Consider the following 25249-nt stretch of genomic DNA (forward strand, 5'->3'; position numbering starts at 1 on the left):
CCCCCGTCAGAAGTGGTAATGGATGTCGAGCGTGAAGCCGTTGACGTCGAGACCGGCGAAGTTGGTGGTCAAGGTGGCGGCGTTGGCCTTGGTGGCGTAGCGCACCCACTCCCCGGCGAGCGAGAAGTCACGGTCGATGCGGTATTCACCGCCAAACCCGAAGGAGAAGGCCCCGCCGGTCTTGCTGTATTGCTTCGCCGTGGTCTGGTAGCTGGTCTTGAGGTTGGTCCCGCCGATCAGGCCGTAGCCGCGGAACTCGCGGGTGAACTCGAGGTTGAGCTTGAGAAAGCCGGAGAGGAAGTAGTCCACCCTGGCCTGCGAGGCGCGGGCGGAGGTGCCCACCCGGAACTCGGCGCCGAGGAAGCGGTTGAAGTCGGTGAAGTCGTACCCCAGCTTGAGGAACCCGCCGAGGCCCGACTTCTTGTTCTGGCCGGTATCCATCTCGAAGGCGCCGAGACCGAGCCCCACGTACGGGGCCTGGGCGAAGGCGGGGGCCGTAGCGCCGAGCGCGACGGCGATGGCGATGGCGAGCGCGTGGATGATCTTCTTCATCTCTTTGATCGAATCACAACACGTCCATCCATGGACGTTTTGCTCGACGGCAATCGAAGAGCGCGCTCTTCGATTGCCTTTACAAAAACCGTCGGTTGCCTCTGCAACCTCCAGTTTTGCGCGGCCCTCCTTGGCCGCGGATGCCTGCATCACCTCCCGCCACAGCGTCGAGGCAACGCCGTCACCCCTCCGAATCCTCCTCGTACTGCCGCAGCGCGAACTTGCGGGCGATGCGGTTCTGCTCGGCGAGCGCCCGGTCGACGAGGCGCGGAAGCATAACGTTGACGCGTACGAAAAGCGACTCGGGGAATCCGATGTAGGTATCCTTGTGATCGTCGTCGATCGCTTCGATGATCCGCGCCGCCACCACGTCCGGATCGTCCATGTTCATGCCGGTGGCCGCACCCATGCGCATCACCGCATCGTCGTTCATCGGCGTCCTGACCGCGCGCGGCGCCACATAGCTGACCCGGACGCCGGTATCCGCCAGCTCCCGGCGCAGCGCCTCGGAGAAGCCGCGCAGGCCGAACTTGCTGGCCGAGTAGGCGGTGAACCAGGCGAATCCAATCGATCCAAAGATGGAGCCGACGTTGACGATCCGGCCGCTGCCGCGGGCGATCATCCCGGGCAACACCGCGCGGGTGAGCAGCATCGGCGCCAGCAGGTTGACGTGGATCAGCCGCTCCAGCGCCGCCGGCTCCTCCGCATCGAAATTGCGGAAGCTGTTCAGCCCGGCCAGGTTGATCAGCAGATCGACCTCGCCCAGATGGTCCAGCGCCGCCTCGGCCGCGGCAGTACACCCCTCCACCGTGGAGAGGTCGCCTGCCACCGCATGGCCGCCCGTCGCACCGGCCACCTCCTCCAGCGCCGCCCGTTCGCGGTCGATGAGCACCATGCGGCCGCCACGGGCGGCCAGCGCCTCGGCGAGCCTGCGCCCGATCCCGCCGGCCGCCCCGGTGAGAATCAATCGTTTATCCCGAATCTCCATCCGTTCCACCTCCTCCGGGGAGCCCCCGATCCCGCCCCGGCGATGGGGGAATCGTAGCAGCGGCCAAGATGAAGCCACGATGAAATCGGCTGGACATTGTTCTGGTCCGGCACTAGACATTCGCCCCCATGAACGAGCTCGTCATCGCCCCGTCGATCCTCTCCGCCGACTTCGCCGACCTCGGAGCCGAGGTGCGCGCCATCGACGAAGGAGGGTGCGACTGGGTCCACGTCGACGTGATGGACGGCCGCTTCGTCCCGCCGATCACCATCGGCGACAACGTCGTCCGGGCGATCCGACCGCATACGAAGAAGGTGCTGGACGTCCATCTGATGATCGTCGAGCCCGACCGGCAGATCGACGCCTTCGCCGCCGCCGGAGCCGACATCATCACCGTCCACCAGGAGGCGTGCATCCACCTGGAGCGGACGCTGCAGTACATCCGCGGGCTGGGCAAGAAGGCGGGGGTGAGCCTCAACCCGGCGACCCCGGTCGCAACCATCGCCCATGTGCTGCACTGCGTCGACCTGGTGCTGCTGATGAGCGTCAACCCCGGTTATGGCGGCCAGAAGTACATCCACGCCGTCACCGACAAGATCCGCCAGGCGCGGGCCATGCTCGATGAGGCCGGCAGCCATGCGTGGCTGGAGGTCGACGGCGGCGTCAACAGCGAAACCGTCGCCGAGGTCGCCGCCGCCGGCTGCACCGCGGTGGTGGCAGGCTCGGCGGTCTACAACAAGCCCGACTACGCCGCAGCCATCGCCGAGCTGCGCGCACGAGCCCGCGACGCGGCCTGAAGGCAGGTCCGCACAGGCTGCAAGACACCCGACCAGATTTCCGGACGCAGAGAGGATTCGCATGAACCCCGAGCACGACACCGCCCCCAACCGGCCGAACTCCGCCGCGCAGATCTTCGCCGCAACCCTCCCCGCCCTCCTCATCGTCTCGCTGCTGGCCTGGGCCGCACCGCCGCCCGCCCTGGCCGACGACGTCAGCGACGCCAAACAACCGATCGAGTTCCCCCACGACCGCCATGCCGGCAAGTTCAAGATCAACTGCATGTACTGCCACACCTACGCGCGCCGCAGCGCGGTCGCCGGCATCCCGCCGGTGGCCAAGTGCATCGGCTGCCACAGCCATCTGCCGAGCGTGCGCAACAAGCCGCGCATCAAGAAGCTCTTCTCCTACTGGGAGCAGAAGAAGCCGATCCCGTGGCTGAAGGTCCACGACATGCCCGACTTCGTCCACTTCACCCACAAGCGCCACATCCAGCGCTTCATCTTCCAGGACGGACGGCCCACCCAGCAGGTGTGCGGCATGTGCCACGGTGACGTGAAGACCTTCACCGTCGGCCGCAAGGTGCGGGCGATGACCATGGGCTGGTGCCTGAGCTGCCACCGCCAGTTCCAGGAAGGAAGCGACATCGGCAAGCCGGCGCCGGCCTCGCGCTGGATGATCCCGGTCGCCGCCACCGACAAGCCGGTGATGGATGTGAAGTTCCCGCAGCCGGCGGTGCTCGACCCGGAGCATCCCAAGCAGATGAAGGTGGCGCAGATCAACAAGCTGGCCGAGCGGTTGCCCCAGCGGATCCGCGACCATCTGGTGCGCGCGCCGCACGACTGCTGGCAGTGCCACAAGTAGAGGCGGCGATGGGCCGGAACGGCATGCGCGAAGATGGCGCCGGGGAACAAGGAGCGGTGACGATGGAGAACAACAAGGCAGAGCGCGCAGGGCAAAACGGGTGGAGCCGACGCACCTTCCTCAAGGTGATGGGGCTGAGCGGCGCCGGCGGCGCGCTGGCGATCAGCGGATGCGGCGACACCGACATCATCAACGAAGTCGACCTCGAGGTGCGCAAGGAGAAGGTCGAGCCCAACGTCGATCCGCAGGACTTCGTCCGCCCGGGCATCGCCGTCTACTACGCCTCCACCTGCCGCCAGTGTCCGGCGGGCTGCGGCATCCACGCGCGCAACCGTGAGGGGCGGGTACTCAAGCTGGAGGGCAATCCGGCATCGCCGGTCAACCGCGGGCGGCTCTGCCCGATGGGGCAGGCCGGCCTCCAGGCCCACTACAACCCCGACCGCATCACCAAACCGATGGTGCGCAAGGGGGGCAAGCTGACCGAGGTCTCGTGGGCCGAGGCCGAGAGCACCCTCAAGCGCATCCTCGGTCGGAAGAACGGCAGGATCGGCTGGCTGAGCGGCGCGCTCAGCGGCCATCAGGCGGCGTTGATCCGCGCCTATCTCGACGCCGCCGGCGCCCCCGACAACCTCTTCGTCTTCGACACCCTGCCGCCGGCCGTGGGCCATGCGGCCAACGCCGGGATCTTCGGCGTGGAGATGCCCCGCTACGACTTCGAGAAGGCGCGGCTGATCCTCTCCTTCGGGGCCGACTTCCTCGGCACCTGGATGTCGCCGGTCCACTTCGCCACCCAGTACAGCCGCTTCCGCAACGCGCCGCGCGGCACGCTGGTGCAGATCGAGCCCCGGATGACCATCACCGGCGCCAACGCCGACCGCTGGATCGCCATCCGCCCCGGCACCGAAGGGCAGCTGGCGCTCGCCCTGGCCTCCCTCCTGGCCCAGGAGCCCCGCTACGCCCGCCGTCTCCCCGAAGGGATGGCGGCCGCCATCCGGGAGATCGATCCGAACGCCGTCTCCGCCGCCACCGGCGTCCCGGTCGAGCGGATCCACCGGCTCCACCAACTGCTCGTCACGCGCAGCCCGAGCCTGGTGCTCTCCGGCGCCAGCGCCGAGGGTGTGGAGCACGGCTCGGAGACCGCCCAGGCCATCCTGCTGCTCAACGTCATGCTGGGCAATGTCGGCAAGACCATTCTGCCGCGCAGCCCCCAACCCTTCCCCGACCTCGCGCCGGTCATGGGGGGGTGGTCGGAGCTGCGCGCCTTCCTCGACAAGCTCAACCGCGGCGACATCGACACCGCGGTGGTCTACGGCACCAACCCCATCTATCAGGCGCCGGCGGTGCTCGGAGCCGACAAGGCCTTCGCCCGGGCGAAGCACCGCATCGCCTTCTCCATGTTCCCCGACGAGACCACCATGGCCTGCGACCTGGTGCTGCCGGTCCGCTCCTACCTCGAGGAGTGGAACACCACCATGCCGGCCTACAGTCCGGAGGATGGTCTGCTCGGGCTGCAGCAACCGGTGATGAATCCGGTCTTCGGCGACGACGGTCCGCGCCCCTTCGGGGATCTGCTGCTTGGCGTGCTGCGCATGCTCGATGCGCGCTTCGGCAAGTGGAAGCGCTACGAGGAGTATGTCATGGAGGCGCTCTTCACCATGCGCCCGGCGATGATCGATCCGCCGAAGATCACCACCCCCGGCCAGACCGAGGAGGATGCCTTCCGTCAGGGGATCCTCGCCAGGGGATTCGTCCGCCTCAAACACGGGGAGGCCGGCCGGCTTGCCCCCCGGGTGGAGCCGGTGGAGCTGCCCGAGCCGTCGAAGGCCGAGGGGAGCTACCCGTTCCATCTCGTTCCCACCCCCAGGCTCGGGCTGTGGGACGGACGCCACGCCAACCTCCCCTGGCTGCAGGAGCTGCCCGACCAGCTCACCGCGGTGGTGTGGGATTCCTGGGTGGAGATCCATCCGGAGACCGCAAAGAAGCTCGGGGTCATCACCGGCGACGTGGTGCGGGTCAGCTCGCCCGCCGGCGCGCTCGAGGCCAAGGTGGTCCTCTTCCCGGGTATCCAGCGCGACTCGGTGGGGATCCCCCTCGGTCAGGGGCATACCGAGTACGGCCGCTACGCCAAGGGGATCGGGGTCAACCCCTACAAGATCCTCGAGGCCCGCTTCGACCGGAAGACGGGGGAGCTGGCCACCCACGCCACCCGGGTGGCGGTGCAAAAGGTGGCCGACCGCGGGCCGCTGGTCACCCTGGCCCACGGCGACCTGGTGCTGGAGAGCAACACCGCCCGCCAGGCCGGGCGGAAGATCGTCAAGACGGTACGGGCCAAAGACTTCGACCGCACCGAGGCCGGGATGTCCGCCACCCATCCCGAAAAGAAGGAGGTATAAGCCATGGCCCTCAAGCGGATGCTGGAGCACTGGTCCGATTTCCGGAAGCGGGACTACTACGAGGACGAGCCCTACATGTGGGGCATGTCGATCGATCTGAACAAGTGCATCGGCTGCGGCGCCTGCGTCACCGCCTGTTATGCCGAGAACAACCTGCCGGTGGTGGGCAAGGAGCGCTACGCCACCGGCCACGCCATGCACTGGATGCGGATCGAGCGCTTCTGGGAGGAGCCGGAGGGCGAGGCGGATATCGACATCGAGCAGAGCGAATACCCCGAGCGGGGCGCCCACTACATCCCGATGCTCTGCCAGCAGTGCAACCATGCGCCGTGCGAGCCGGTCTGCCCGGTGGCGGCCACCTACCACACCCCCGACGGCCTCAACGCACAGGTCTACAACCGCTGCATCGGCTCGCGCTACTGCGGCAACAACTGCCCCTACAAGGTGCGCTACTTCAACTTCTTCGACTTCAACACCGAAATCCCCCACCCGCTGGAGATGCAGCTCAACCCCGACCTTTCGGTCCGCAGCAAGGGGGTGATGGAGAAGTGCACCTTCTGTGTCCAGCGCATCCGGGCGGCCAAGGATGCGGCCGAGGACGAGGGGCATCGCGACCACATCGAGGACGGCAGCTTCCAGACCGCCTGCCAGCAGAGCTGCCCGACCGAGGCGATCGTCTTCGGCAACCTGAAGGATGAGAACAGCCGCGTGAAGCGGATGTGGGAGGAGCACGAGGTGGAACTCAACCGCCACGAGCAGACAAGTCGGAGGATATCCGCGGCTACCGGGTGCTCGAGGGGCTCAATGTCGAGCCCTGCATCATGTACCTCGAGCGCGTGCGCGACACCGAGGCCTGACCGCACCGCGGCGGGCGCGGATTCCGACCCCTCGCACAACAGGCTTGCAGGCCGGCATCCGCCTCCCCCTCGCATGCGGGCGAGGCGGACGCAGGGCGGCCGCGATTTCGTCAACAAGGAGAGCAGTTCGATGAACGACTACGCGATGAAGGACATCGAGTGGGCCAAGATCAACAAGGATGTGCTCAAGAGCCTCGAGTCGCCGCGCGCCGCCTTCTGGGTGGTTCTCGGGATCTGCGCGGTGCTGGTGGCGTTGGGGATCGCCGCCGAGATCTACCAGTACAACCAGGGGCTCGGCGTGGCCCTGATGAACCGGCCGCACTTCTGGCAGCTGTACATCTCCAACTTCGTCTTCTGGATCGGCATGAGCCACTCCGGCACGCTGCTGTCGGCCATTCTGCTGCTGACCAAGGCCGACTGGCGCAAGCCGATCTACCGCTTCGCCGAGGCGATGACGCTCTTCTCCATCCTGACCGCGGCCATCTTCCCGGTGATCCACTTGGGAAGGGTGTGGAACATGTACTGGGTGTTGCCCTATCCGAACGAGCGCACCATCTGGCCCAACTTCCGCTCGCCGCTGCTGTGGGACGCCGCAGCCATCACCACCTACGCCACCAGCTCGGCGCTCTTCCTCTACGTCGGCATGATTCCTGACCTGGCCATCTGCCGCGACAACGCCAAAGGATGGCGCAAGAAGCTCTACACCGCGCTGTCGGTCGGCTGGATGGGACGCGCCACCGAGTGGCTCGCCTTCCGCAAGACCTACGTGCTGATGGCCTGCTTCCTGGTACCGCTGGCCGTCTCGGTCCACTCGATCGTCGCCTCGGACTTCGCCATGTCGATCATGCCCGACTGGCACATCACCTCCTTCCCACCCTACTTCGTCGCCGGCGCCCTCTACTCCGGCTGCGCGGCGATCATCACCCTCTTCGTGCTGCTCCGGTACGTCTTCCGCTTCGAGGAGTACATGACCACCGAGATCATGGACAAGACCGCCAAGCTCACCTTCGCCATCGCCATGGTATGGAACTACCTCAACCTCTCCGAGTACGCCTCCATCTGGTACTCCAACGACATGTACGAGAAGGAGGTGCTGCTGGAGAAGTTCTTCGGGCCCTACTGCTGGATCGTCTGGGGCATGCTCTTCTGCGCCACCGTGGCGCCGTTCGCCATGGCCTTCAAGAAGGTGCGGCACAACATGTGGGCCATGTTCTGGCTCTCGTTGATCCTGCAACTGGGGATGTGGCTGGAGCGGTTCCAGATCGTCAGCCCGCCGCTGGCCAGCAACCACGAGCCGTGGACCTGGGCGGTGGTCTGGCCGGGGCTGGTGCAGCTGACCATCACCCTGGCCAGCTTCGGCTGGTTCACCATGCTGTTCCTCATCTTCTGCAAGGTGTTCCCCAGCGTCTCCATGTATGAGGTCAAGGAGATGGTCTTCCACCGGCGCAAGGCCAGTTCACGCGCCGAGCTGGAGGATCTGAACAAGATCAAGGACGAGATGGTGCAACTCGAGGAGAAGCTGGCATGAGGAAAAGAAGAAGACACTTTCTCTTTGCGACCTACGAGGATTTCGACAAGGCGCGCGATGTCGTCGCCGAGCTCAAGGTGCTCGACCTGAAAGAGATGGTGGTGCAGAACATCGAGATCTACTCGCCGATCGAGCACCCCGAGGTGGAGGAGATCCTGGGCGAGTTCCATCAGCCGATCCAGCGCTTCACCTTCTTCGGGGCCATCGGCGGGGCCATCGGCGGCTTCCTCCTGGTCGCCGCGGCGGCGCAGTCGATGTTCACCGTCCAACCACAGGGAGGCAAACCGGTGATTCCGCTGCCGCCGGACATCGTCATCACCTACGAAGGGACCATCCTCATCGGGGTGTTGAGCACGCTGGCCGCCTTCTTCATCTACTCGGGGCTGCCGCGCAGCCTGCGCAAGCACTACAACGAGAAGGTGAGCGAGGATCAGATCGGCATCGAGGTGGAGGTGCTGCCGCGCCACCGCGAGAAGGTGCGCGAGGTGCTCGAACGGTGCAACGCCTCCGAGATCCGGGAAGTGACGCTATGAAGAAGACACTGCTCCTCATCACCATCATGGCACTGCCCACCGCGGTGCTGGCCTGGCCCTGGTCGCGCGATCTGATGAACCAGCCGTCGATCAAGCCGCAGGAGCCGCCGATCCACACCTACCCCAAGGATTCCGTGCCGGTGGGCGGGCTGTGGACCAAGGTGGCCGACCGCGACGCCGCCGAGAACATCAAAAACCCCATCCCACCGACGAAGGAGTCGATCGCCAAGGGTCGGGCGCTGTTCCGCATCTACTGCATGCCCTGCCACGGCTACTCCGGCAAGGGGGACGGCCCGGTGGGCAAGATCTTCGAGACCCAGCCGGCCGACCTCACCTCCGACTACGTCAAGGACGACCTGACCGACGGCTGGATCTGGGGGACGATCACCTTTGGCAGCTACATCATGCCGCGCTACGGCTACGACATGTCACCGACCGAGCGCTGGCACGTGGTCAACTACATCCGACAGGAGCTGGAGAAGCGGATGACCGCAACCAGCAAGGAAGAGCGCGCCCGGCAGGTGCTCTCGACCATCAACGGCAACAAGGGAGGGGAGCAGCGATGACACTCTCGCCAGCCAACTGGGCGGTCCTGATGGACAACTACCTTTTCGCCCTCTACATGCCGCTCGCCGCCGCCTTCTGGGCCTCGGTGCTCCACCTGGTCAACGGCAAGTGGCGCTATGAGGTGCGCTTCCTGATGGCCTCGGCCAGGGCGATGTTCCCGCTCGCCTTCGTGCTGCTGCTCATCATCCTGGCCAGCGGCGCCAACTGCTTCCCGTGGATGGGGGGCGAGACCTACGGTGAGCCGCTCAACGGCTGGCACGACCGACTCTTCTTCACCCTGCGCGAGATCGTCCTCTTCCTCGCGGTGTGGGCCTTCTGCAACCACTTCTTCAAGCTGCAGCGCAAGGAATTCCCGCACGCACCGGCCGAGGACCGGCGCCGCTTCCGCAACGTCGCGCTGCTGGTGCCGTTCGTCTACTGCATCTACGGCACCATCGTCGGCTGGGACATGGAGATGACCCAGATGCCGCGCTGGTGGAGCCCGATCTACGGCCCCTACCACTTCGAGAGCATGATGCGCGCCTTCCTCGCCTTCTTCATCGTCTCGCTCTACGTGCTGCGGCAGCGCGACGTGCTCCGGCGGCGGATCAACGACTACGTCTTCAACTACTGCGCCCAGATCATGCTGGCGTTGACCATCATCTGGACCTACGCCTTCTTCGTCCAGTACCTGGTGATGTGGTACGGCGACCTGCCGGAGGAGATCGAGCGCTACCACAACATGATGGACGGCCCCAACTGGTTCCTCTTCTGGGCCTTCTTCCTGCTCAACTCCTTCGTGCCATTCTTCATGTTGATCTTCAGCGCCATGCGCCACTCGCCCAGCCTGATGCTCTTCCCCTCGATCAGCATCCTGATCGGCACCTTCCTCGAGCACTACATGTGGATCATCAGCCCGCGCGCCAAGGATATCGACCACACCCCCTTCCTCTCGTCGTGGGTCGACGTCGCCATCACCGGCGTCATCTTCTGCATCGGCTTCTACCTCTGGCACCATCAGATGCGCAAGGACGGCCTCTACTGGGAAGGAGGCACCGAGGAAGAGGAGGAGGCGCGCATGCTCGAACTGGAGGAGCGGGCCCGCTTCGAGCACTGATCCCCGCCGAGGATCCTGCGCCTACCATCTTCCCCGGTTTCCAGGGCACTGCCGGCTGAGGAGGGGAGACCGGTCGCCGGAGGGGAGGAACAGAGCAACAGCCGTCTTTCCCTTCCGGGCCGGGAAGGGGAGAGGATGGGGTGACGCGGCGCCCCCATTCTCCCCCTTGCTTGCGGGTTCAGATGCCTGAGTAGTGGGCGTGGAGCGCGCGGGCGTGGGCCTCGGGCAGCTTGTTGAGCGCCGCAATCAGCGCCTTGGCCGAGGCGACGACGATGTCGGTGTCCGCCCCCTTGCCGTTGACCACGCGGTTGCCGTTCTGCAGCCGCACGGTCACCTCCCCCTGGGCATCGGTGCCGGAGGTGATGGCGTTGACCTGATAGAGCAGCAGCCGGCCGTTGGGTTCGACCAGCGACTTGATCGCCTTGAAGGCGGCATCGACCGGCCCATCCCCCTCGCTGCTCGCCTTGTGCAGCTCGCCGTCGATGGAGAGCTCCACCGCCGCCACCGGCGTGTCGCGGGTGCCGGAGGCGACATGGAGCCCGACCAGCCGGATCCGCTCTGCACGCTGCGGGTCGCGCTCATCGGAGATGAGCGCCAGCAGATCCTCGTCGAAGACCTCCTTCTTCTTGTCGGCCAGCTCCTTGAAGCGGGCGAAGAGCGCATCGATCCGGCGTCGGTCGAGCTCCACCCCCAGCTCCCTGTAGCGGGCCGCCAACGCCGCCCGCCCGGAGTGTTTGCCCAGCACGATGCGGGTGGTGCTCCATCCGACCGACTCCGGCGTCATGATCTCGTAGGTCTCGTGGTGCTTGAGCATGCCGTCCTGATGGATGCCCGACTCATGGGCGAAGGCGTTGGCGCCGACGATCGCCTTGTTGGGCTGGACGGGGGAGCCGGTGATCTTGGCCACCAGCCTGGAGGTGGGCACGATGCGGGTGGTGTCGATGCCGGTGTCGATGTCGTAGCGGTCGCGCCGGGTGCGCAGGATCATGACGATCTCCTCCAGCGCGGCGTTGCCCGCACGCTCGCCCAGTCCGTTGATGGTGCACTCCACCTGACGGGCGCCGTTCTCCACCGCGGCCAGCGAGTTGGCCACCGCCAGGCCGAGGTCGTTGTGGCAGTGGACCGAGAAGACCGCCTTGTCGGCGTTGGGCACCCGATCGATCAGAGTGCGGATGCGGCCGCCGAACTCGTCGGGGGTCATGTAGCCGACGGTGTCGGGGATGTTGATGATCGTCGCCCCGGCATCGATCGCCGCCTCGACGATGCGGCAGAGGAAATCGAGCTCCGAGCGGCCGGCATCCTCGGCGGAGAACTCCACCTCCGGCGCCAGCGAACGGGCCAGCCGCACCGCCTCCACCGCCCGTTCCACCACCTCGTCCGGGGTCATGCGCAGCTTGGCCTCCATGTGGATCGGGCTGGTGGCGATGAAGGTGTGGATCCGCCCGCGGTCGCCGGCGGGCTTGATCGCCTCGCCGGCGGAGCGAATATCCCGCTCCAGCGCCCGGGCCAGCCCGGCGATACGCGCCGCGCGCACCGTGCCGGCGATCTGCTGCACCGAGGCGAAGTCGTCCGGTGAGGCGGCGGGAAAACCCGCCTCGATCACATCCACCCCCAGCTGCTCCAGGGCCAGCGCAACCTGCAGCTTCTCTGCGGAGTTCATCGAGCAGCCGGGCGACTGCTCCCCGTCGCGCAGCGTGGTATCGAAGATGTAGAGGGTATCCGTCATGATCGCATCGCCGGAAATCCGTCCATGGAGTTCCTGCGACTCGTTGTTCGGTCGGAAACCGGAAGGGGAAGGCCTCCCCGACCACCCCGTGGCCGGAGGTGCCGCACCACCGTACGGGGGGAGGCGCGGGAAAGGCTGATCCCCATGCCCGCCGGGTCAACAACCGACGGAGAAGAGGCGAATCCGGCGGCTGTCGAGGCGGGCCAGTGTCAGACGGTTGCCCCAGACGCAACCGCTGTCCAGGCCGAGCACGTGGGGCTGATCGTCCACCAACCCCATCGCCGCCCAGTGGCCGAAGAGGATGCGGTAGCGCCGGCCGTGCGACTTGCCGCGCCAGCGCGCCTTGCGGTGCATGAACCAGGGCGCCTCGTCGTAACGGCTGCGGGTACGGCTGCTGTTGCGCCAGTTGAACACCCCCTCCCGGGTGCAGAAGCGGCCGCGGGTGAGCACCGCAAGCCGGAACGCCCGCCGCTGCCGCTTCCCCTCCGGCGGCTGAACCAGCGGGGTCTGCAGCAGCCGGATCAGCCGCCTGCCCCACTCCTCGCCGCGCAGCCGCCGCTCCAGTGTTCCGGCGTAGCGTTCGGCCCGCTCCACACTCCAGCGCGGATGGAGCGCGGCATGGATCATCACCCAGCCGAGATCGTCATCGCGATGGAGCAGCGGGCGACGCCGAAGCCACTCGATCAGTTGCGGTGCATCCGCCGCGTCGAGTACGGAACGGAGCGCGGGCGGCGGCGCGATCCCCCCGGCCGCGGCATGGAGCAGGTGGAGGTCGTGGTTGCCCAGCACCACCGTACAGCGATCCCCCAGATCCTGCAGAAAGCGGAGCGTCTCCAGGGAATCCGGCCCGCGGTTGACCAGATCGCCGACACACCAGAGCCGATCGCGGCCGACCCGGAAGCCGGCATGGCGCAGCAGCCGGCGCAGGCAGCCATAACACCCCTGAATGTCCCCCACCGCATAGACCGCCGCCATGGGGCGGGGCTACAGCAGGATGCGGCTGGCCAGGCCGAGGAAGGCGAAGAAGCCGACCACGTCGGTCACCGTGGTCAACACCGTGCCCGAAGCCAGCGCCGGATCGATGTGCAGCCGCTGCAGGGTGAGCGGGATCAGCGCCCCGGCCAGCCCGGCGGCCAGCAGGTTGATCAGCATCGCCGCGGCGATCACCACCCCCAGCTTCATCCCCAACGCAGGGAACCAGAAGAGGGCCACCACCCCCATCAGCAGGGCGAAGAAGGTTCCGGTCACGACACTGACCAGCACCTCCTTGACCAGCGCGCGGCCGGCATTGGCCAGCGTCACCCGCCCCAGCGCGATGCCACGCACGATCACGGTCAGCGTCTGTGTACCGGCGATCCCCCCCATGCTGGCGACGATCGGCATCAGCACGGCCAACGCCACCACCCGGGAGATCGTCTGCTGGAATTGCGCGATCACCGTCGAGGCGAGGATCGCCGTGACCAGATTGACCAGCAGCCAGACGCCGCGGCGCCAGGCGGTACGCGACACCGGCTCGCTCAGGTCGTCCTGGTCGGAGAGGGCGGCCAGGCGGAACATGTCCTCGGTCGCCTCTTCGTTGACCACATCGATGATGTCGTCGGCGGTGATCCGCCCGACCAGCACCCCGCGCTCGTCGACCACCGGCACCGCCAACAGATCGTATTTGTCAAACAGCTGCGCCACCGTCTCCTGGTCCTGCTGCGGCGTCACGGTGACGAAGTTCCGCTCGGCGGCGTCGAGCACCGGCTGATCCGGCTCGAGGAAGAGCAGATCGTGCAGCGACAACAGGCCGACCAGCCGGTCGTCGTCATCGACGACATAGATGTAGTGCAGGTTGCCGATCTCCCGCCCCCAGCGACGCAGCACCTTGAGCACCCGCCCGGCGCTCCAGTCGGCGCGCACCTTGAAGAGCTCGGCCTGCATCAGGCCGCCGGCGCTCTCCTCGTCGTAGCCGAGCAGCGGCTTGATCTCGCGCTGCTCCTCCGGCTCAAGCTGTCCGATCACCTCGTCGGCGACCGAGCGGTCCACCGCCTGCAGCAGATCGGTGGCGTCGTCGGAATCGAGATGTTCGACCACATCACCGATCGCCTCGGGATGGAGGCTGGCCAGCAGCGTCTCCTGCATCCCCTCGGGCAGATCGAGCAGCACGTCGCCCTGCTTCTCGTCGGGGATGTAGCGCAGCAGCAGCAACCGCTCATCGTTGGTGGCGCAGTCGAGCAGCAGCTCGGCGATGTCCGCGGTGTGCATCCCGGCGAAGCGCCTGCGCAGCCCCACCGGATCACGCCGGGCGAGGGCGACCGCCTCCTCGGCGGAAAGGCTCCGCTGCTCCCGATCCTGTCGCATGCCCCGAAGGCTACGGCCCGGGCGGCGGAATAGCGAAAGCCGCGGTCGGCCTGCTGTACCTGTACGCGCCAGCCTCTAGAGTTGGCCCATGCGCAGCTCCACCCTCTTCTCCCCCACCCTGCGGCAGGATCCCGCCGATGCCGACATCGCCTCCCACCGTCTGCTGCTGCGGGCCGGCTACATCCGGCGGGTGACCAGCGGCGTCTACGACCTGCTGCCGCTCGGCCTGCGCGTGCTGCGCAACATCGAGACGATCATCCGCGACGAGCTCGACCGCGCCGGCGCGCAGGAGCTGCTCATGCCGATGACCCAGCCGGCCGAGCTGTGGCAGCGCTCCGGCCGCTGGGAGAAGTACGGCCGCGAGTTGCTGCGCTTCGTCGACCGCCACGACCACCCCTCCTGCCTCGGCCCGACCCACGAAGAGGTGATCTGCGACCTGGTGGCACGCGACCTGCGCTCCTGGCGGCAACTGCCGCTCAACTTCTACCAGATCCAGGCCAAGTTCCGCGACGAGATCCGCCCCCGCTTCGGCCTGCTGCGCGGACGCGAATTCATCATGAAGGACGCCTACTCCTTCCACGCCGACGACGATGACCTGGCCCGTGAATACGAGCGGATGTTCGCCTGCTACCAGCGCATCTTCACCCGGCTGGGGCTGCGCTTCCGCGCGGTCGAGGCCGACACCGGCGCCATCGGCGGCAACCGCAGCCACGAGTTCCACGTGCTGGCCGAGGCCGGCGAGGATCTGCTCGCCTATTGCACGGCGTGCGACTACGCCGCCAATGTGGAGAAGGCGGAGAGCATCCGGCCCGATCCCGTGGAGGAGCCAGAGGAGCGCGCCGAGGCCGCTCCCGAGCCGGTGGCCACCCCGCAGGTGCGCGCCGCCGACGAGGTGGCCGCCTTCCTCGGCATCCCGGCCGGCCGACTGATCAAAACCCTGCTCTACAAGGTGCGCGGCGGACCGCACGACGGCGCCACCGTCGCCGCCTGCGTCGCCGGCGACGACCAGCTGCAGGAGGTCAAGCTGCTGCGCGCGCTCGATGCGCAGGAGCTGACCATGGCCGACGATGCGGCCATCCGGTCCGTCGGCGGGGTGGCCGGCTTCATCGGCCCGCTCGGGCTCGACTGCCCGGTGCTGATCGACCGGGCGCTGCGCGAGGCGCGGGGGCTGGTCGCCGGCGCCAACCGGCCCGACACCCATCTGCGCCACATCGATCCCGCCCGCGACCTGCCTAAGGCCCGCGTCGTCGATCTGCGGCAGGCTGCCGACGGTGACCGCTGCCGCCGCTGCGGCGGCACCATCGCCACCGCCCGCGGCATCGAGGTGGGGCAGGTCTTCGCCCTCGGTCGCTGCTACACCGAGCCGATGGGGGTGGCCTTCCAGGATCGCGACGGTGAGCGGCGCATCGCCACCATGGGCTGCTACGGCATCGGCGTCTCTCGGCTGATGGCGGCGATCGTCGAGCAGTGCCACGACGATGCCGGCATTTGCTGGCCGATGGCGGTAGCCCCCTTCCCGCTGGCGCTGATCTCGCTGGGTAACGACGATGCGGTCATGGCGGCGAGCGAGCGTCTCTACCGCGCGCTGCTCGATGCCGGCATCGAACCGCTGTGGGACGAGCGGGACGAGCGGCCCGGGGTCAAGTTCAAGGATGCCGAATTGATGGGCCTGCCGCTGCAGCTGGTGGTGGGCAGGCGGGGGCTGGACGCCGGCACGGTCGAGTTCGGCCGGCGGGGGGAGGCGCGGCGCGGCCTGGCGATTGAAGCGGCGATCGATGCGGTGCGCGCGGCCATCGTGAAATAGGTAGGAGCGGACTCCTGTCCGCGAATGACGATGGCGCCGAACCCACACCCGTGCAGGTTCGGGGAAAGGATTCCCCTCCTGCAACTACTCAGCACACCCTTGGAACTGCTCAGATCGCCCCTGATTTGTTCGAGAACAAGGAAAAAGCGCGCAGTGTGCTACTGTACATGAGCACTTTCGACGCGGTTATCGGGCAAATCAGGGGATGAGCTGAGTAGTTACCCCCTCCTACAACATCCGGCGCAGGTAGCGCCCGGTCCATGAGCGCGCACAGGCGGCCACCTCCTCGGGGGGGCCGGCCACGACGATCTCGCCGCCCCGCTCCCCTCCCTCGGGGCCGAGATCGACGATCCAGTCGGCGGTCTTGATGACATCCAGATTGTGCTCGATGACGATGACCGTGTTGCCGCGGTCGACCAGCGCATGCAGCACCCCGAGCAACTTGGCCACATCATCGAAATGGAGCCCGGTCGTCGGTTCGTCGAGAATGTAGAGGGTGTCGCCGGTGGCTCGCCGGGCCAGCTCGCGGGCCAGCTTCACCCGCTGCGCCTCGCCGCCCGATAGCGTGGTGGCCTGCTGGCCGAGCCGGATGTAGCCCAGCCCCACCTCGATCAGCGTCTGCAGCCGGTGGCGAATCGCGGGCACGGCGGAGAAGAAGCCGCAGGCATCCTCCACGGTCATCTCCAGCACCTCGGCGATGCTCTTCCCCTTGTAGCGGATATCGAGCGTCTCGCGATTGTAGCGTGCGCCACCGCAGGCCTCGCAGGTGACATAGATGTCGGGCAGGAAGTGCATCTCCACCTTGATGATGCCGTCGCCCTGGCACGCCTCGCACCGCCCGCCCTTGACATTGAAGGAGAAACGCCCCGGCCTGTAGCCGCGCGCCCGCGCCTCCGGCACACGGGAGAAGAGCTCGCGGATCGGCGTGAACAGCCCGGTGTAGGTCGCCGGATTGGAGCGGGGCGTGCGCCCGATCGGGCTCTGGTCGATCTCGATGATCTTGTCCACGAGATCGGCACCGATCAGCGTATCGAAGGGTTCCACCCGTTCCGTCCTCAGCCCCTTCGAGCGCGCCAGCGCCCGATAGAGCGTGTCGATCGTCAGCGTCGACTTGCCCGAACCGGAGACTCCGGTCACGCAGACGAAGCGCCCGAGCGGAAAGCGGGCGGTGATCCCCTTCAGGTTGTGGCCGCAGGCGCCACACACGCCGACCACCGGGTGATCGCGCGGCACGGGTCGGCGTGCCGGCACCGGAATCCGCTTGCGGCCGCTCAGGTAGTCGGCGGTGAGCGTGTCCGCCTGTAGAATCTTGGAAAGCGGCCCCTGGGCGACGACCTCGCCACCGTGCTCGCCGGCGCGCGGCCCCATGTCGATGATCCAGTCGGCGGCGCGGATGGCATCCTCGTCGTGCTCCACCACCAGCACCGAGTTGCCCAGATCGCGCAGCCGCTCGAGCGTGGCCAGCAGCCGATCGTTGTCGCGCTGGTGGAGCCCGATCGAGGGCTCATCGAGGATGTAGAGCACCCCGACCAGCGCCGAGCCGATCTGGGTGGCCAGCCGGATGCGCTGCGCCTCGCCGCCGGAGAGGGTGGCCGAGGCACGGTCGAGGGTGAGGTAGTCGAGACCGACATCGATGAGGAAGCCCAGCCGGGCGTCCACCTCCTCGACGATGCGGGCGGCGACCGCCTGCTCGGCCGGCGTCAGCTCAAGCCCGGCCAGCCACGCCCTGGCGCGGCCAAGCGGCATGGCGCACAGCTGCGGCAGGTTGACCCCGCCCAGCCGGATGTGGGCGGCGATGCGGTTGAGCCGGCCGCCGCCGCAGGCCGGGCAGTCGACGGTGTTGATGTAGCGGGCCAGCTCCTCGCGCACCGCCTCGGAGTCGGTCTCGCGCATGCGCCGGGCGAGGGCGGCCAGCACCCCCTCGAAGGGGCGCTCCACCCGGTGGCGCCGCCCGCGCGGCGAGCGGAAGGAGAAGCGCACCCGCACCGCACCGGAGCCGTGCAGGATCAGCCGCTGCTGATCGGCGTCGAGCGCCGAGAAGGGGGTGTCGAGCGACACCCCGAGATGGTCGGCCAGCGCGCGCAGCGTCTGGCGGTAGAAGATCCCCACCCGCCCGCGCCAGGGGGCGATCGCCTCCTTCAGCGGCAGATCGGGGTCGGGCACGACCAGCGCCTCGTCGAAGATGGTCGCCGAGCCGATGCCGTCGCACTCCGGGCAGGCGCCGATCGGCGAGTTGAACGAGAAGAGGCGGGGCTCGATCTCCGGGTAGGAGATGCCGCACTCCGGGCAGGCGCAGCGCTCGGAGAAGAGCTGCTCCTCCTCGCCGATCAAGGCCAGCAGCAGCCCGTCGCCGAAGCGCAGCGCCGTCTCCACCGAGTCGGCCAGTCGCACCCGCACGCCGTCGCGGACCACCAGCCGGTCGATGACCAGCTCGATGGTGTGGCGCTGCTGCCGGTCGAGCGGGGGCACCTCGTCCAGCGCCATCATCGCCCCATCGACGCGCACACGGACGAAGCCGTCGCGCCCGGCCTGGGCCAGCTCCGCCTTGAACTCCCCCTTGCGGTTGCGCACCAGCGGCGCCAGCAGCTGCAGCCGGGTCCCCTCGGGCAGGGCGGCGAGCTGATCGATGATCGCGCTCGCCGGGCGGGCGGAGATCGGCCGGCCGCAGCCGTGGCAGAAGGGCTTGCCGACGCGGGCGAAGAGCAGCCGCAGATAGTCGTGAATCTCGGTGACGGTGCCGACGGTGGAGCGCGGGTTGCGGCTGGTGCTCTTCTGCTCGATCGAGATGGCCGGCGAGAGCCCTTCGATCGCATCGACATCGGGCCGCTCCATCATGCCGAGAAACTGCCGCGCATAGGCGGAGAGCGACTCGACATAGCGCCGCTGCCCCTCGGCGTATAGGGTATCGAAGGCGAGCGAGGATTTGCCCGAGCCGGAGACGCCGGTGATCACCACCAGCCTGTTGCGGGGGATCTCGATCGAGATGTTGCGCAGGTTGTGCACCCGCGCGCCGCGGACGCGGATCATCGGAATCGGGCGGGAATCGGGGAGATTGAGCGCGGGGAAATCGAGCGCGGGAAGATGGAGCGGGAGCGGCGCACGGGGCGGAGGCTAGCCCCGGGCCGCGGAGGGTTCATCCCCGCCGGAGGCGACGCCCGGGCGGAGACGGAACGGGGAAACTGGTGGAGCCGGCCGGGATCGAACCGGCGACCTTTACATTGCGAACGTAACGCTCTCCCGACTGAGCTACGGCCCCAACCCCTCCCGTCGGAGGGGGGCGAATGGTACCCTGCGGCGACGGCGCGCACCACCCCTCCGTGCGCGGCCGACCCACCCCGATCCACCGGGAGGCGCCATGCAGCAGGGCTTTCGGCTCCATCTCCGAGACGACCTCCACCCGTGGCCGCAGGAGCCCGCCGAGGCGCGCGCCATCCAGCAGGCGCTGCCGCCGCCGGTGGTCTCCCCCCTGCCGCCGGGCCAGGCACCCCGACGTCTGCTCGGGCTGGATTGCGCCTTCCCCCGCCGACCGGCGCCCCACGCCGTCGCCGCGGCCCTCCTGTGGGACACCGAAGAGGGGCGGGTCCTCTGGCGCCAGAGGATCCGCCGCCCCATCCCCTTCCCCTACCGCACCGGGCTGCTCGCCTTCCGTGAGCTGCCGCTCCTCCTTCCGCTGCTCGCCGCACTGCCCCTGCCGATCGACGCCATCCTGGTGGACGGGCAAGGGATCGCCCATCCGGCGGGGATCGGCTCGGCGGCCCATCTGGCCCTCTGGATCGAGGAGCCCGTCCCGGTGGTCGGCGTGGCCAAATCGCATCTGACCGGCAGCTTCGGGCCTTTGCCGGCGGAGGCCGGTGCCCGAACCCCGCTCCTCCATCGGGGACGCATCGTCGGCGCGGTGGTGCGCAGCCGCACGGGATGCCGTCCGCTCTTCGTCTCCCCCGGCGGCCATGTCGATGTCGCAGGGGCGGTGGAGATCGTACTCCGCTCCCTGCGGGGGCGTCGCCTGCCCGAGCCGCTGCGGCTGGCCGATCGCCACAGCCGCGATGGGTAGCCCGCGCGATTGCGCCGCCCCGAAACGAACAAGGCCGCGATCCGGAAGGACCGCGGCCTGATCGGGAGGAGTGGCGGGCCAGCCTCAGGCGAAGACGTCCAACTGATTGACCCCTTGCTGCTGCTGCACACGGGGGTTGGCGCGCGCCTGTGCCTCCAACCCGCTGGTCCGGGGGGCCTCCCCCTCGGCACCCTGGGTCGGAGCCGACTCACCCACCTCGCGGGGCTGCGTCTCCACCGCCTCTCCGCCCGCATTCCGATTCAGATCGGGCGCAACCTGGACCTGCGTGGAAGAGCTCTTCCGCTCCTGGGCCTGCTGCGCCTGATTCTGCTGGAAATCGGGACGGACCAACGGGACGGTGGAGGTTACCGAGCCTATTTGCATGACGAACCTCCTTGCGTTTCGGTGCGCACAAGACGCACCTTGGGACCAATCATCGCCGATTCGGCGGCGGACTTGAGCGGCCGGCCGGCGGCGTCAGCTCCCCTGCTCCACCGGTGCGGCCACACCCGACCGCGGCGCCACCCCGCCGCCGGCCCGCTGCGCACTCCCCTGCTGCGCCTGGATGCGCTGGTATTGGCGCAAGGCCGCCTGCCGCCCCTGCGACGACGCAGCGCCCTGTGACGGGGCGGCCGCCACCGACTCCGCCCGACGCGCCGCCTCGCGCGCCTCGGCCTGCGCATGCGCCGCCTGCGCCTGCGCCCGCTCGACCCGATGGCGCGCGGCGGCCTCCTGCAACCGATCGAGCGCTCCGGACCGCTGCTCCCGCACCGCGTGGTGCGCCACGGCCGCCGAGGCTAAAGTCTCCTCCCCGCCCGCCGATACTCCCGTTATGGTCACGCGGTCGGTGACGGCGGGGCGGGCCGCCGCCACGGAAGCGCGCACCGCACGCAGCTCCGCCCGGGCGGCGGATGCGGCGGCCCGGGCCTGCCGCGCCTCGCTCTGTCGTGCAGAAGCTTGGCGGCGTGCCTGCGCCCGCTGCGTCGCGCCGTCGCCGTTCGCCCCGGACGGCGACGCCTCCCCCCGGCCCGATCCGCCGGAGGCCCCCGCTCCGGACGCAGCAGCCCCGTTCGCCTGCGCATCCTTCCTCGCAGGCGGCTTGGGCTTGAGCTGCGGCATCAGCAGATCGGCTTGACGGCGGCCGAGGTAGGCCGCAGCAAAGGCGGCATCGCTTAGCATCTTCCCGATTCGTGCCCCGAACGTCGGCGCCCCCTACTCGAGAGGGGCGAAACAGGCGCTTTATAGCAGAGAGACCATCCGAAGTCAAGCCGTGCGCCTCCATGGGGAGGCCCGCGGCACCGCTCCTCAGGGGATCAGTCCCGCCGCGCGCGCCCGACGGGTGAGCGCCACCGCCGCCACCGTATAGAGGAGCAGGAAGGGAACAAAGGGCCAGAGCCGCTGCAGCCCCGACAGATGGGGGATCCAGAGCGCGGCCGCCCCCTGCAGCAGACCGAGCGCGCCGTAGAGCAGCGTCACCTGCGCATGCGTCCGCCCCATCCGCACCAGCAGCTGATAGAGGTGGCTGCGGTGGGCCTGGGTCGGGTTCTCGCCGGCCAGGATGCGCCGCGCCATGGTGAAGCTGGTGTCGAAGATGAAGTGGAGCAGCAGCAGCGGCATGACGAAGAAGGAGGTGTGGGCCTTGTCGTAGCTTGCCGCCATCAGGGCCAGCGCGGCCAGGACGAAGCCGAGAAAGGCACTGCCCACATCCCCCATGAAGATGCGCGCCGGCGGCCGGTTGAACCAGAGAAAGCCGGCCGCAGAAGCGGCGATGACGAAGCTGACCAGATAGGCGAAGTTGCTCCCCGCCGACAGGGTGATGGCCGCGAAGAAGAGGGCGGCGATGATCGCGGTGGTCGCAGCGAGGCCGTCGATGCCGTCCATGAAGTTGTAGGCGTTGGTCATCCCCACCAGCCAGAGGGCGGTGACCGCCCCCGCCAGCACGGGGTGTCCCTGCAACGCCGGCACCGTCCGCGCATCGAGCGTCAACCCCGCCGCCATGGCGACGGCGACGGCGACCACATGGGTCAACAGCTTGATCTGGAATGACTTCTCCTTGATGTCGTCGTAGAGGGAGATCGCGGCGATCAGCAGCGCGGAGAGAAGAAACGCCCAGAAGTAGTGGCGGTGGATCTGGCTGCTGTCGCCGAAGAGACGGATGGCTGAGAGGCCGGCCAGGAAGGTGACCACGATGGCCACACCGCCACCGCGCGGTGTCGGCACCCGATGGGAGGAGCGGGCGTTGGGCCGGTCCATGATCCGCACACGGTGCAGCATCAGCCAGGTCCCCGCCGCCGAGAGCAGGGCGAGCAGCAGCGCGAAGAGCAGGTGTTCGACCAGAGCGGAGGCACGCACGGAGGGGATCATCACCGTAGCGAACCGGCACCGCGGCCGTAGACCGGCGGGCGGAGATGGCGGTCGAGCAGCGGTACCAGGCAGTTCATCAGCATCACCGAGAACATCGCCCCTTCGGGATAGCCGCCGAAGGTGCGGATCACCCAGGTGAGCACCCCGCAGCCGATGCCGAACACGATCTGGGCGCGCGGCGCCACCGGCGAGGTGACCGGATCGGTGGCCATGAAGAAGGCGCAGAGCATCAGCCCGCCGGCGGCGATGTGAAAGGGCGCCGGGGCAAAGCGATCGGGATCGATCGCATGGGCGATCGCGGCCAGCAGCGCCACCGAGGCCAGGTAGCTCGTCGGAATCTGCCAGCTGATCACCCGCACCCGCAGCAGGTAGAGCCCGCCGAGCAGCAGGGCCAGCGCGCTGGTCTCGCCCATGCTGCCCCCCTCGCGACCGAGCAGCGCATCGACCAGCGAATAGTGGGCGGCGGCCAGCGCCTCCGGCACGGTGGCGCCGCCGTGGAGCGCGGTCTTGAGCCGACCGAGCGGCGTGGCGGCGGTGATCGCGTCGAACGGCTGCCCGGTGGCGGCCACCCCGCCGGTGAAGATGGTCCAGGCATTGGAGAAGTGCGCCAGATCGATCCCGCCGGGCAGCGGCAACGGAATCAGCCAGGTGGTCATCTGCAGCGGGAAGGAGACCAGCAGGATCACCCGCGCGGCCAGCGCCGGGTTGAACGGATTGTAGCCCAGCCCGCCGTAGAGCTGCTTGCCCAGGGTGATGGCGGCAAGCGCGCCGATCAGCGCCACCCACCAGGGCGCCGCCGCCGGCAACACCAGCGCCAGAAAGAGCCCGGTCAGCGCCGCGGAGCCGTCGAGCGCCGCTGAGCCGTCCCGGCCGGTGAGGCGCAACACCCCCCACTCGATCACCACACAGGCGGTGATGGCGAAACCAAGCTGCAGCAGGGCCAGCCAGCCGAAGAGCCACACCGCCACCAGCGTCGCCGGTAGCAGTGCTGCCATCACCTGCAGCATCATCACCCGGCTGGAGCTGCCGCTGTGGTCGTGGGGGGAGCTCAATTCTGTTTGCAGCGCAAAACATCCGTCCATGGATGTTTTGCTTGACGGAAAGCGAAGAATGCGATCTTCGCTTTCCTTACAAATCCTGCGCTTGCCTTGGCAAGCTTCGGATTTGCGCGGCCGTCCATGGCCGCGTTGATGGCTTCTCGCGAAACCATCAACTCTGTTTGCAGCGCAAGACATCCGTCCATGGATGTTTTGCTTGACAACAATCCCCACCTCCCGGCGAAGCCCTCACTGCTTCCGCTCCTCCACCCCCGCACCGGCCGCAGGCCTGCGCGAGCGCCTGCGGGCGGCACGCTCCTCCTGCTCGCGCCGGAGCCGCTCCTCACGCGCCTCGGAGCGGCGGCGCGACGCATCGGCGAATGCACGGGCGCGGCGAATCGCCGCCACCTGCCCCTTGCCGTAGCGGAAGTAGTGGACCAGCGGAATGTGGGCCGGGCAGACGTAGCTGCAGGCGCCGCACTCGATGCAGTCGAAGAGATGGAACGCCTCGGCCTGCTCGAAGCGGTCGTTGCGGCAGTGGGCGGCGAGCTCGTTGGGCATCAGCCCGGCGGGGCAGACCTGCAGGCAGTGGCCGCAGCGGATGCAGGGCGACTCCGGCTCGACCGGACGGCGCGCCATGGCAAGAATGGCGTTGCTCCCCTTGGTGACCGGCGCCTCCGGGTACAACACCCGCTCGCCCATCATCGGCCCGCCCTGGATGATCTCGATCCCCTCCAGATCGAGCAGCCCCTGCCGGCGCAGGAGGAAATCGATCGGCGTACCGATGCGCACCCGCAGATTGGCCGGCTGCGGCATGGCCTCCCCGCCCAAGGTCACCACCCGCTCGGTCAGCGGACGCCCCTGCAGCACCGCGTCGGCCACCGCCGCACTGGTTGCCACGTTGACGCAGAGCACCCCGACATGGAGCGGCAGCCGACCGGCAGGGACCTGCCGGCCGGTGATCGTCTCGATCAACTGCCGCTCGCTTCCCTGGGGATAGCGGACCGGCAGCAGCCGCACGGCGACGTCGTGCAGCCCCCCCGCGATGGAGGCCCGCTCCATCGCCTCGGCGGCGTCGGGCTTGTTCTCCTCGATCGCCACCACACAGCGCGCCGCGCCGACGACATGGCGCAGGATCGCCATCCCCGCGACGATCCGCTCCGCCTCCTCGACCATCAGCCGGTGGTCGCAGGCGAGCCACGGCTCACACTCCACACCGTTGAGGATCAGGGTCTCGATCGGATGACGTGGGTCGCGCGCCAGCTTGACGAAGGTGGGGAAGAGCGCGCCGCCCAACCCGACGATCCCGCAGGCGCGGATGCGCTCGCGCAGCTCGGCCGGGTCGCGCTCCGGCCAGTCCGGCCACCCCTCCCACCCGCCGGTGGAGCGGTCCTCCCCGTCGGCCTCGATGAAGATCGAGCGCATCCCGATGCCCGAGGGGTGGACGATGGCGTGCTCCTCGATCTTGACCACCGTCCCGGAGGTGGGGGCGTGGAGCGCCGCGGAGACGTAGCCCTGCGGCCGGGCGATCGGCTCATCGCGCAACACCCGCGCACCGACATCGACCACCGGCTCGGCGCTCTCCCCGATATGTTGACGCACCGGCACGACGAACAGCGGCGGCAGCGGCGCGGACTCGATGGGTGCGGCGGCGGCATCCTCGTGCATCTCGGGATGGACCCACGGCCGGGCCAACGGCAGCAGCCCCCCCAGCAGCCGCACCCCCATCCGCTGCCAGCTATGCATCGCGATCAGGACGCGGCAGAGCC

Annotated in this window: 19 protein-coding genes, 1 tRNA gene and 2 pseudogenes; 10 read left to right on the forward strand and 12 right to left on the reverse strand. The window is 68.3% G+C overall.

What is annotated here, in order from left to right:
• Positions 1-6: 6 nt before the first annotated feature.
• Both D6682_00655 and D6682_00660 read right to left on the reverse strand, forming a co-directional pair.
• A complete protein-coding gene (locus D6682_00655; protein ID RMH52847.1) occupies positions 7-702 on the reverse strand; it encodes a hypothetical protein in 696 nt (231 codons plus the stop codon).
• A 31-nt stretch (positions 703-733) separates the two neighbouring features.
• Positions 734-1540 carry an SDR family oxidoreductase gene (locus D6682_00660; protein ID RMH52848.1) on the reverse strand — a complete coding sequence of 269 codons (807 nt, stop codon included), beginning with the start codon at positions 1538-1540 and terminating at the stop codon, positions 734-736.
• Between the two features lie 128 nt (positions 1541-1668).
• Here D6682_00660 and D6682_00665 point away from each other — a divergent pair, with 128 nt between their 5' ends.
• The 8 genes and pseudogenes from D6682_00665 to D6682_00700 all read left to right on the forward strand — a co-directional run bounded on the left by D6682_00665 (position 1669) and on the right by D6682_00700 (position 10080).
• The gene (locus D6682_00665) at positions 1669-2337 is read left to right on the forward strand and encodes a ribulose-phosphate 3-epimerase (GenBank protein ID RMH52849.1); all 669 of its coding nucleotides are present in this window, start codon (positions 1669-1671) and stop codon (positions 2335-2337) included.
• Positions 2338-2479: 142 nt separating this feature from the next.
• Positions 2480-3181 (forward strand): hypothetical protein, encoded by a 702-nt coding sequence (locus tag D6682_00670; GenBank protein ID RMH52906.1) that lies wholly within the window; start codon positions 2480-2482, stop codon positions 3179-3181.
• A 62-nt stretch (positions 3182-3243) separates the two neighbouring features.
• Entirely contained in the window at positions 3244-5574 is a 2331-nt protein-coding gene (locus D6682_00675) for a molybdopterin oxidoreductase (protein ID RMH52907.1), read from the forward strand.
• A 3-nt stretch (positions 5575-5577) separates the two neighbouring features.
• Positions 5578-6431 (forward strand): annotated as a pseudogene (locus tag D6682_00680) (4Fe-4S dicluster domain-containing protein).
• 145 nt (positions 6432-6576) lie between these two features.
• Complete coding sequence (locus tag D6682_00685; protein ID RMH52908.1) at positions 6577-7959, forward strand: polysulfide reductase; 1383 nt, start codon at positions 6577-6579, stop codon at positions 7957-7959.
• Positions 7956-8492 (forward strand): DUF3341 domain-containing protein, encoded by a 537-nt coding sequence (locus D6682_00690; GenBank protein ID RMH52850.1) that lies wholly within the window; start codon positions 7956-7958, stop codon positions 8490-8492. Before D6682_00685 ends, D6682_00690 begins: the two co-directional genes overlap by 4 nt.
• Positions 8489-9058 carry a cytochrome c gene (locus D6682_00695; protein RMH52851.1) on the forward strand — a complete coding sequence of 190 codons (570 nt, stop codon included), beginning with the start codon at positions 8489-8491 and terminating at the stop codon, positions 9056-9058. The genes D6682_00690 and D6682_00695 overlap by 4 nt, the downstream gene beginning before the upstream one ends.
• Positions 9055-10080 (forward strand): annotated as a pseudogene (locus D6682_00700) (polysulfide reductase, NrfD). The gene D6682_00695 and the pseudogene D6682_00700 overlap by 4 nt, the downstream one beginning before the upstream one ends.
• Positions 10081-10333: 253 nt before the next feature.
• Here the strand turns inward: D6682_00700 and D6682_00705 are convergent.
• From D6682_00705 to mgtE, 3 genes are all read right to left on the reverse strand, one after another.
• Positions 10334-11881, reverse strand: coding sequence for a 2-isopropylmalate synthase (locus D6682_00705; GenBank protein RMH52852.1), 1548 nt, complete (start codon positions 11879-11881; stop codon positions 10334-10336).
• Positions 11882-12037: 156 nt separating this feature from the next.
• On the reverse strand, positions 12038-12856 hold the full coding sequence (locus D6682_00710; GenBank protein RMH52853.1) for a symmetrical bis(5'-nucleosyl)-tetraphosphatase: 819 nt from the start codon (positions 12854-12856) through the stop codon (positions 12038-12040).
• 9 nt (positions 12857-12865) lie between these two features.
• Entirely contained in the window at positions 12866-14224 is a 1359-nt protein-coding gene (gene mgtE / locus D6682_00715) for a magnesium transporter (GenBank protein ID RMH52854.1), read from the reverse strand.
• A gap of 88 nt (positions 14225-14312) precedes the next feature.
• Here mgtE and D6682_00720 point away from each other — a divergent pair, with 88 nt between their 5' ends.
• Positions 14313-16028: a proline--tRNA ligase gene (locus D6682_00720; protein ID RMH52855.1), complete on the forward strand. Its 1716-nt coding sequence runs from the start codon at positions 14313-14315 to the stop codon at positions 16026-16028.
• 228 nt (positions 16029-16256) lie between these two features.
• Here the strand turns inward: D6682_00720 and uvrA are convergent, their stop codons facing one another.
• A complete protein-coding gene (uvrA, locus tag D6682_00725) occupies positions 16257-19055 on the reverse strand; it encodes an excinuclease ABC subunit UvrA (protein RMH52856.1) in 2799 nt (932 codons plus the stop codon).
• 153 nt (positions 19056-19208) lie between these two features.
• Positions 19209-19284, reverse strand: a tRNA-Ala gene (locus D6682_00730).
• A 99-nt stretch (positions 19285-19383) separates the two neighbouring features.
• Between D6682_00730 and D6682_00735 the strand changes: the two genes are divergently transcribed.
• The gene (locus D6682_00735) at positions 19384-20079 is read left to right on the forward strand and encodes an endonuclease V (protein RMH52857.1); all 696 of its coding nucleotides are present in this window, start codon (positions 19384-19386) and stop codon (positions 20077-20079) included.
• Between the two features lie 84 nt (positions 20080-20163).
• Here D6682_00735 and D6682_00740 read toward each other — a convergent pair whose 3' ends face one another.
• The 5 genes from D6682_00740 to rsxC form a co-directional block, all read right to left on the reverse strand.
• Positions 20164-20430: a hypothetical protein gene (locus tag D6682_00740; GenBank protein RMH52858.1), complete on the reverse strand. Its 267-nt coding sequence runs from the start codon at positions 20428-20430 to the stop codon at positions 20164-20166.
• A 126-nt stretch (positions 20431-20556) separates the two neighbouring features.
• Positions 20557-21258: a hypothetical protein gene (locus D6682_00745; GenBank protein ID RMH52859.1), complete on the reverse strand. Its 702-nt coding sequence runs from the start codon at positions 21256-21258 to the stop codon at positions 20557-20559.
• Between the two features lie 126 nt (positions 21259-21384).
• Positions 21385-22431 carry a glycosyltransferase family 4 protein gene (locus D6682_00750; protein ID RMH52909.1) on the reverse strand — a complete coding sequence of 349 codons (1047 nt, stop codon included), beginning with the start codon at positions 22429-22431 and terminating at the stop codon, positions 21385-21387.
• A gap of 11 nt (positions 22432-22442) precedes the next feature.
• Positions 22443-23507, reverse strand: a complete 1065-nt coding sequence (locus D6682_00755) for an RnfABCDGE type electron transport complex subunit D (GenBank protein RMH52910.1) — start codon at positions 23505-23507, stop codon at positions 22443-22445.
• A gap of 222 nt (positions 23508-23729) precedes the next feature.
• Positions 23730-25226, reverse strand: coding sequence for an electron transport complex subunit RsxC (rsxC, locus tag D6682_00760; protein ID RMH52860.1), 1497 nt, complete (start codon positions 25224-25226; stop codon positions 23730-23732).
• Between the last annotated feature and the right edge of the window lie 23 nt (positions 25227-25249).

It is taken from the genome of Zetaproteobacteria bacterium, assembly GCA_003696765.1.
In the GTDB taxonomy this organism is placed as follows: domain Bacteria; phylum Pseudomonadota; class Zetaproteobacteria; order Mariprofundales; family J009; genus RFFX01.

What these genes read in the sequence shown, in the direction of transcription:
- rsxC (RMH52860.1), bottom strand. Translation starts at nt 25,226, where the DNA reads ATGCATAGCTGGCAGCGGATGGGGGTGCGGCTGCTGGGGGGGCTGCTG.
- mgtE (RMH52854.1), bottom strand. Translation starts at nt 14,224, where the DNA reads ATGCGACAGGATCGGGAGCAGCGGAGCCTTTCCGCCGAGGAGGCGGTC.
- D6682_00655 (RMH52847.1), bottom strand. Translation starts at nt 702, where the DNA reads ATGCAGGCATCCGCGGCCAAGGAGGGCCGCGCAAAACTGGAGGTTGCA.
- D6682_00695 (RMH52851.1), top strand. Translation starts at nt 8,489, where the DNA reads ATGAAGAAGACACTGCTCCTCATCACCATCATGGCACTGCCCACCGCG.
- D6682_00690 (RMH52850.1), top strand. Translation starts at nt 7,956, where the DNA reads ATGAGGAAAAGAAGAAGACACTTTCTCTTTGCGACCTACGAGGATTTC.
- uvrA (RMH52856.1), bottom strand. Translation starts at nt 19,055, where the DNA reads ATGATCCGCGTCCGCGGCGCGCGGGTGCACAACCTGCGCAACATCTCG.
- D6682_00720 (RMH52855.1), top strand. Translation starts at nt 14,313, where the DNA reads ATGCGCAGCTCCACCCTCTTCTCCCCCACCCTGCGGCAGGATCCCGCC.
- D6682_00685 (RMH52908.1), top strand. Translation starts at nt 6,577, where the DNA reads ATGAAGGACATCGAGTGGGCCAAGATCAACAAGGATGTGCTCAAGAGC.
- D6682_00660 (RMH52848.1), bottom strand. Translation starts at nt 1,540, where the DNA reads ATGGAGATTCGGGATAAACGATTGATTCTCACCGGGGCGGCCGGCGGG.
- D6682_00705 (RMH52852.1), bottom strand. Translation starts at nt 11,881, where the DNA reads ATGACGGATACCCTCTACATCTTCGATACCACGCTGCGCGACGGGGAG.
- D6682_00745 (RMH52859.1), bottom strand. Translation starts at nt 21,258, where the DNA reads ATGCTAAGCGATGCCGCCTTTGCTGCGGCCTACCTCGGCCGCCGTCAA.
- D6682_00665 (RMH52849.1), top strand. Translation starts at nt 1,669, where the DNA reads ATGAACGAGCTCGTCATCGCCCCGTCGATCCTCTCCGCCGACTTCGCC.
- D6682_00710 (RMH52853.1), bottom strand. Translation starts at nt 12,856, where the DNA reads ATGGCGGCGGTCTATGCGGTGGGGGACATTCAGGGGTGTTATGGCTGC.
- D6682_00675 (RMH52907.1), top strand. Translation starts at nt 3,244, where the DNA reads ATGGAGAACAACAAGGCAGAGCGCGCAGGGCAAAACGGGTGGAGCCGA.
- D6682_00735 (RMH52857.1), top strand. Translation starts at nt 19,384, where the DNA reads ATGCAGCAGGGCTTTCGGCTCCATCTCCGAGACGACCTCCACCCGTGG.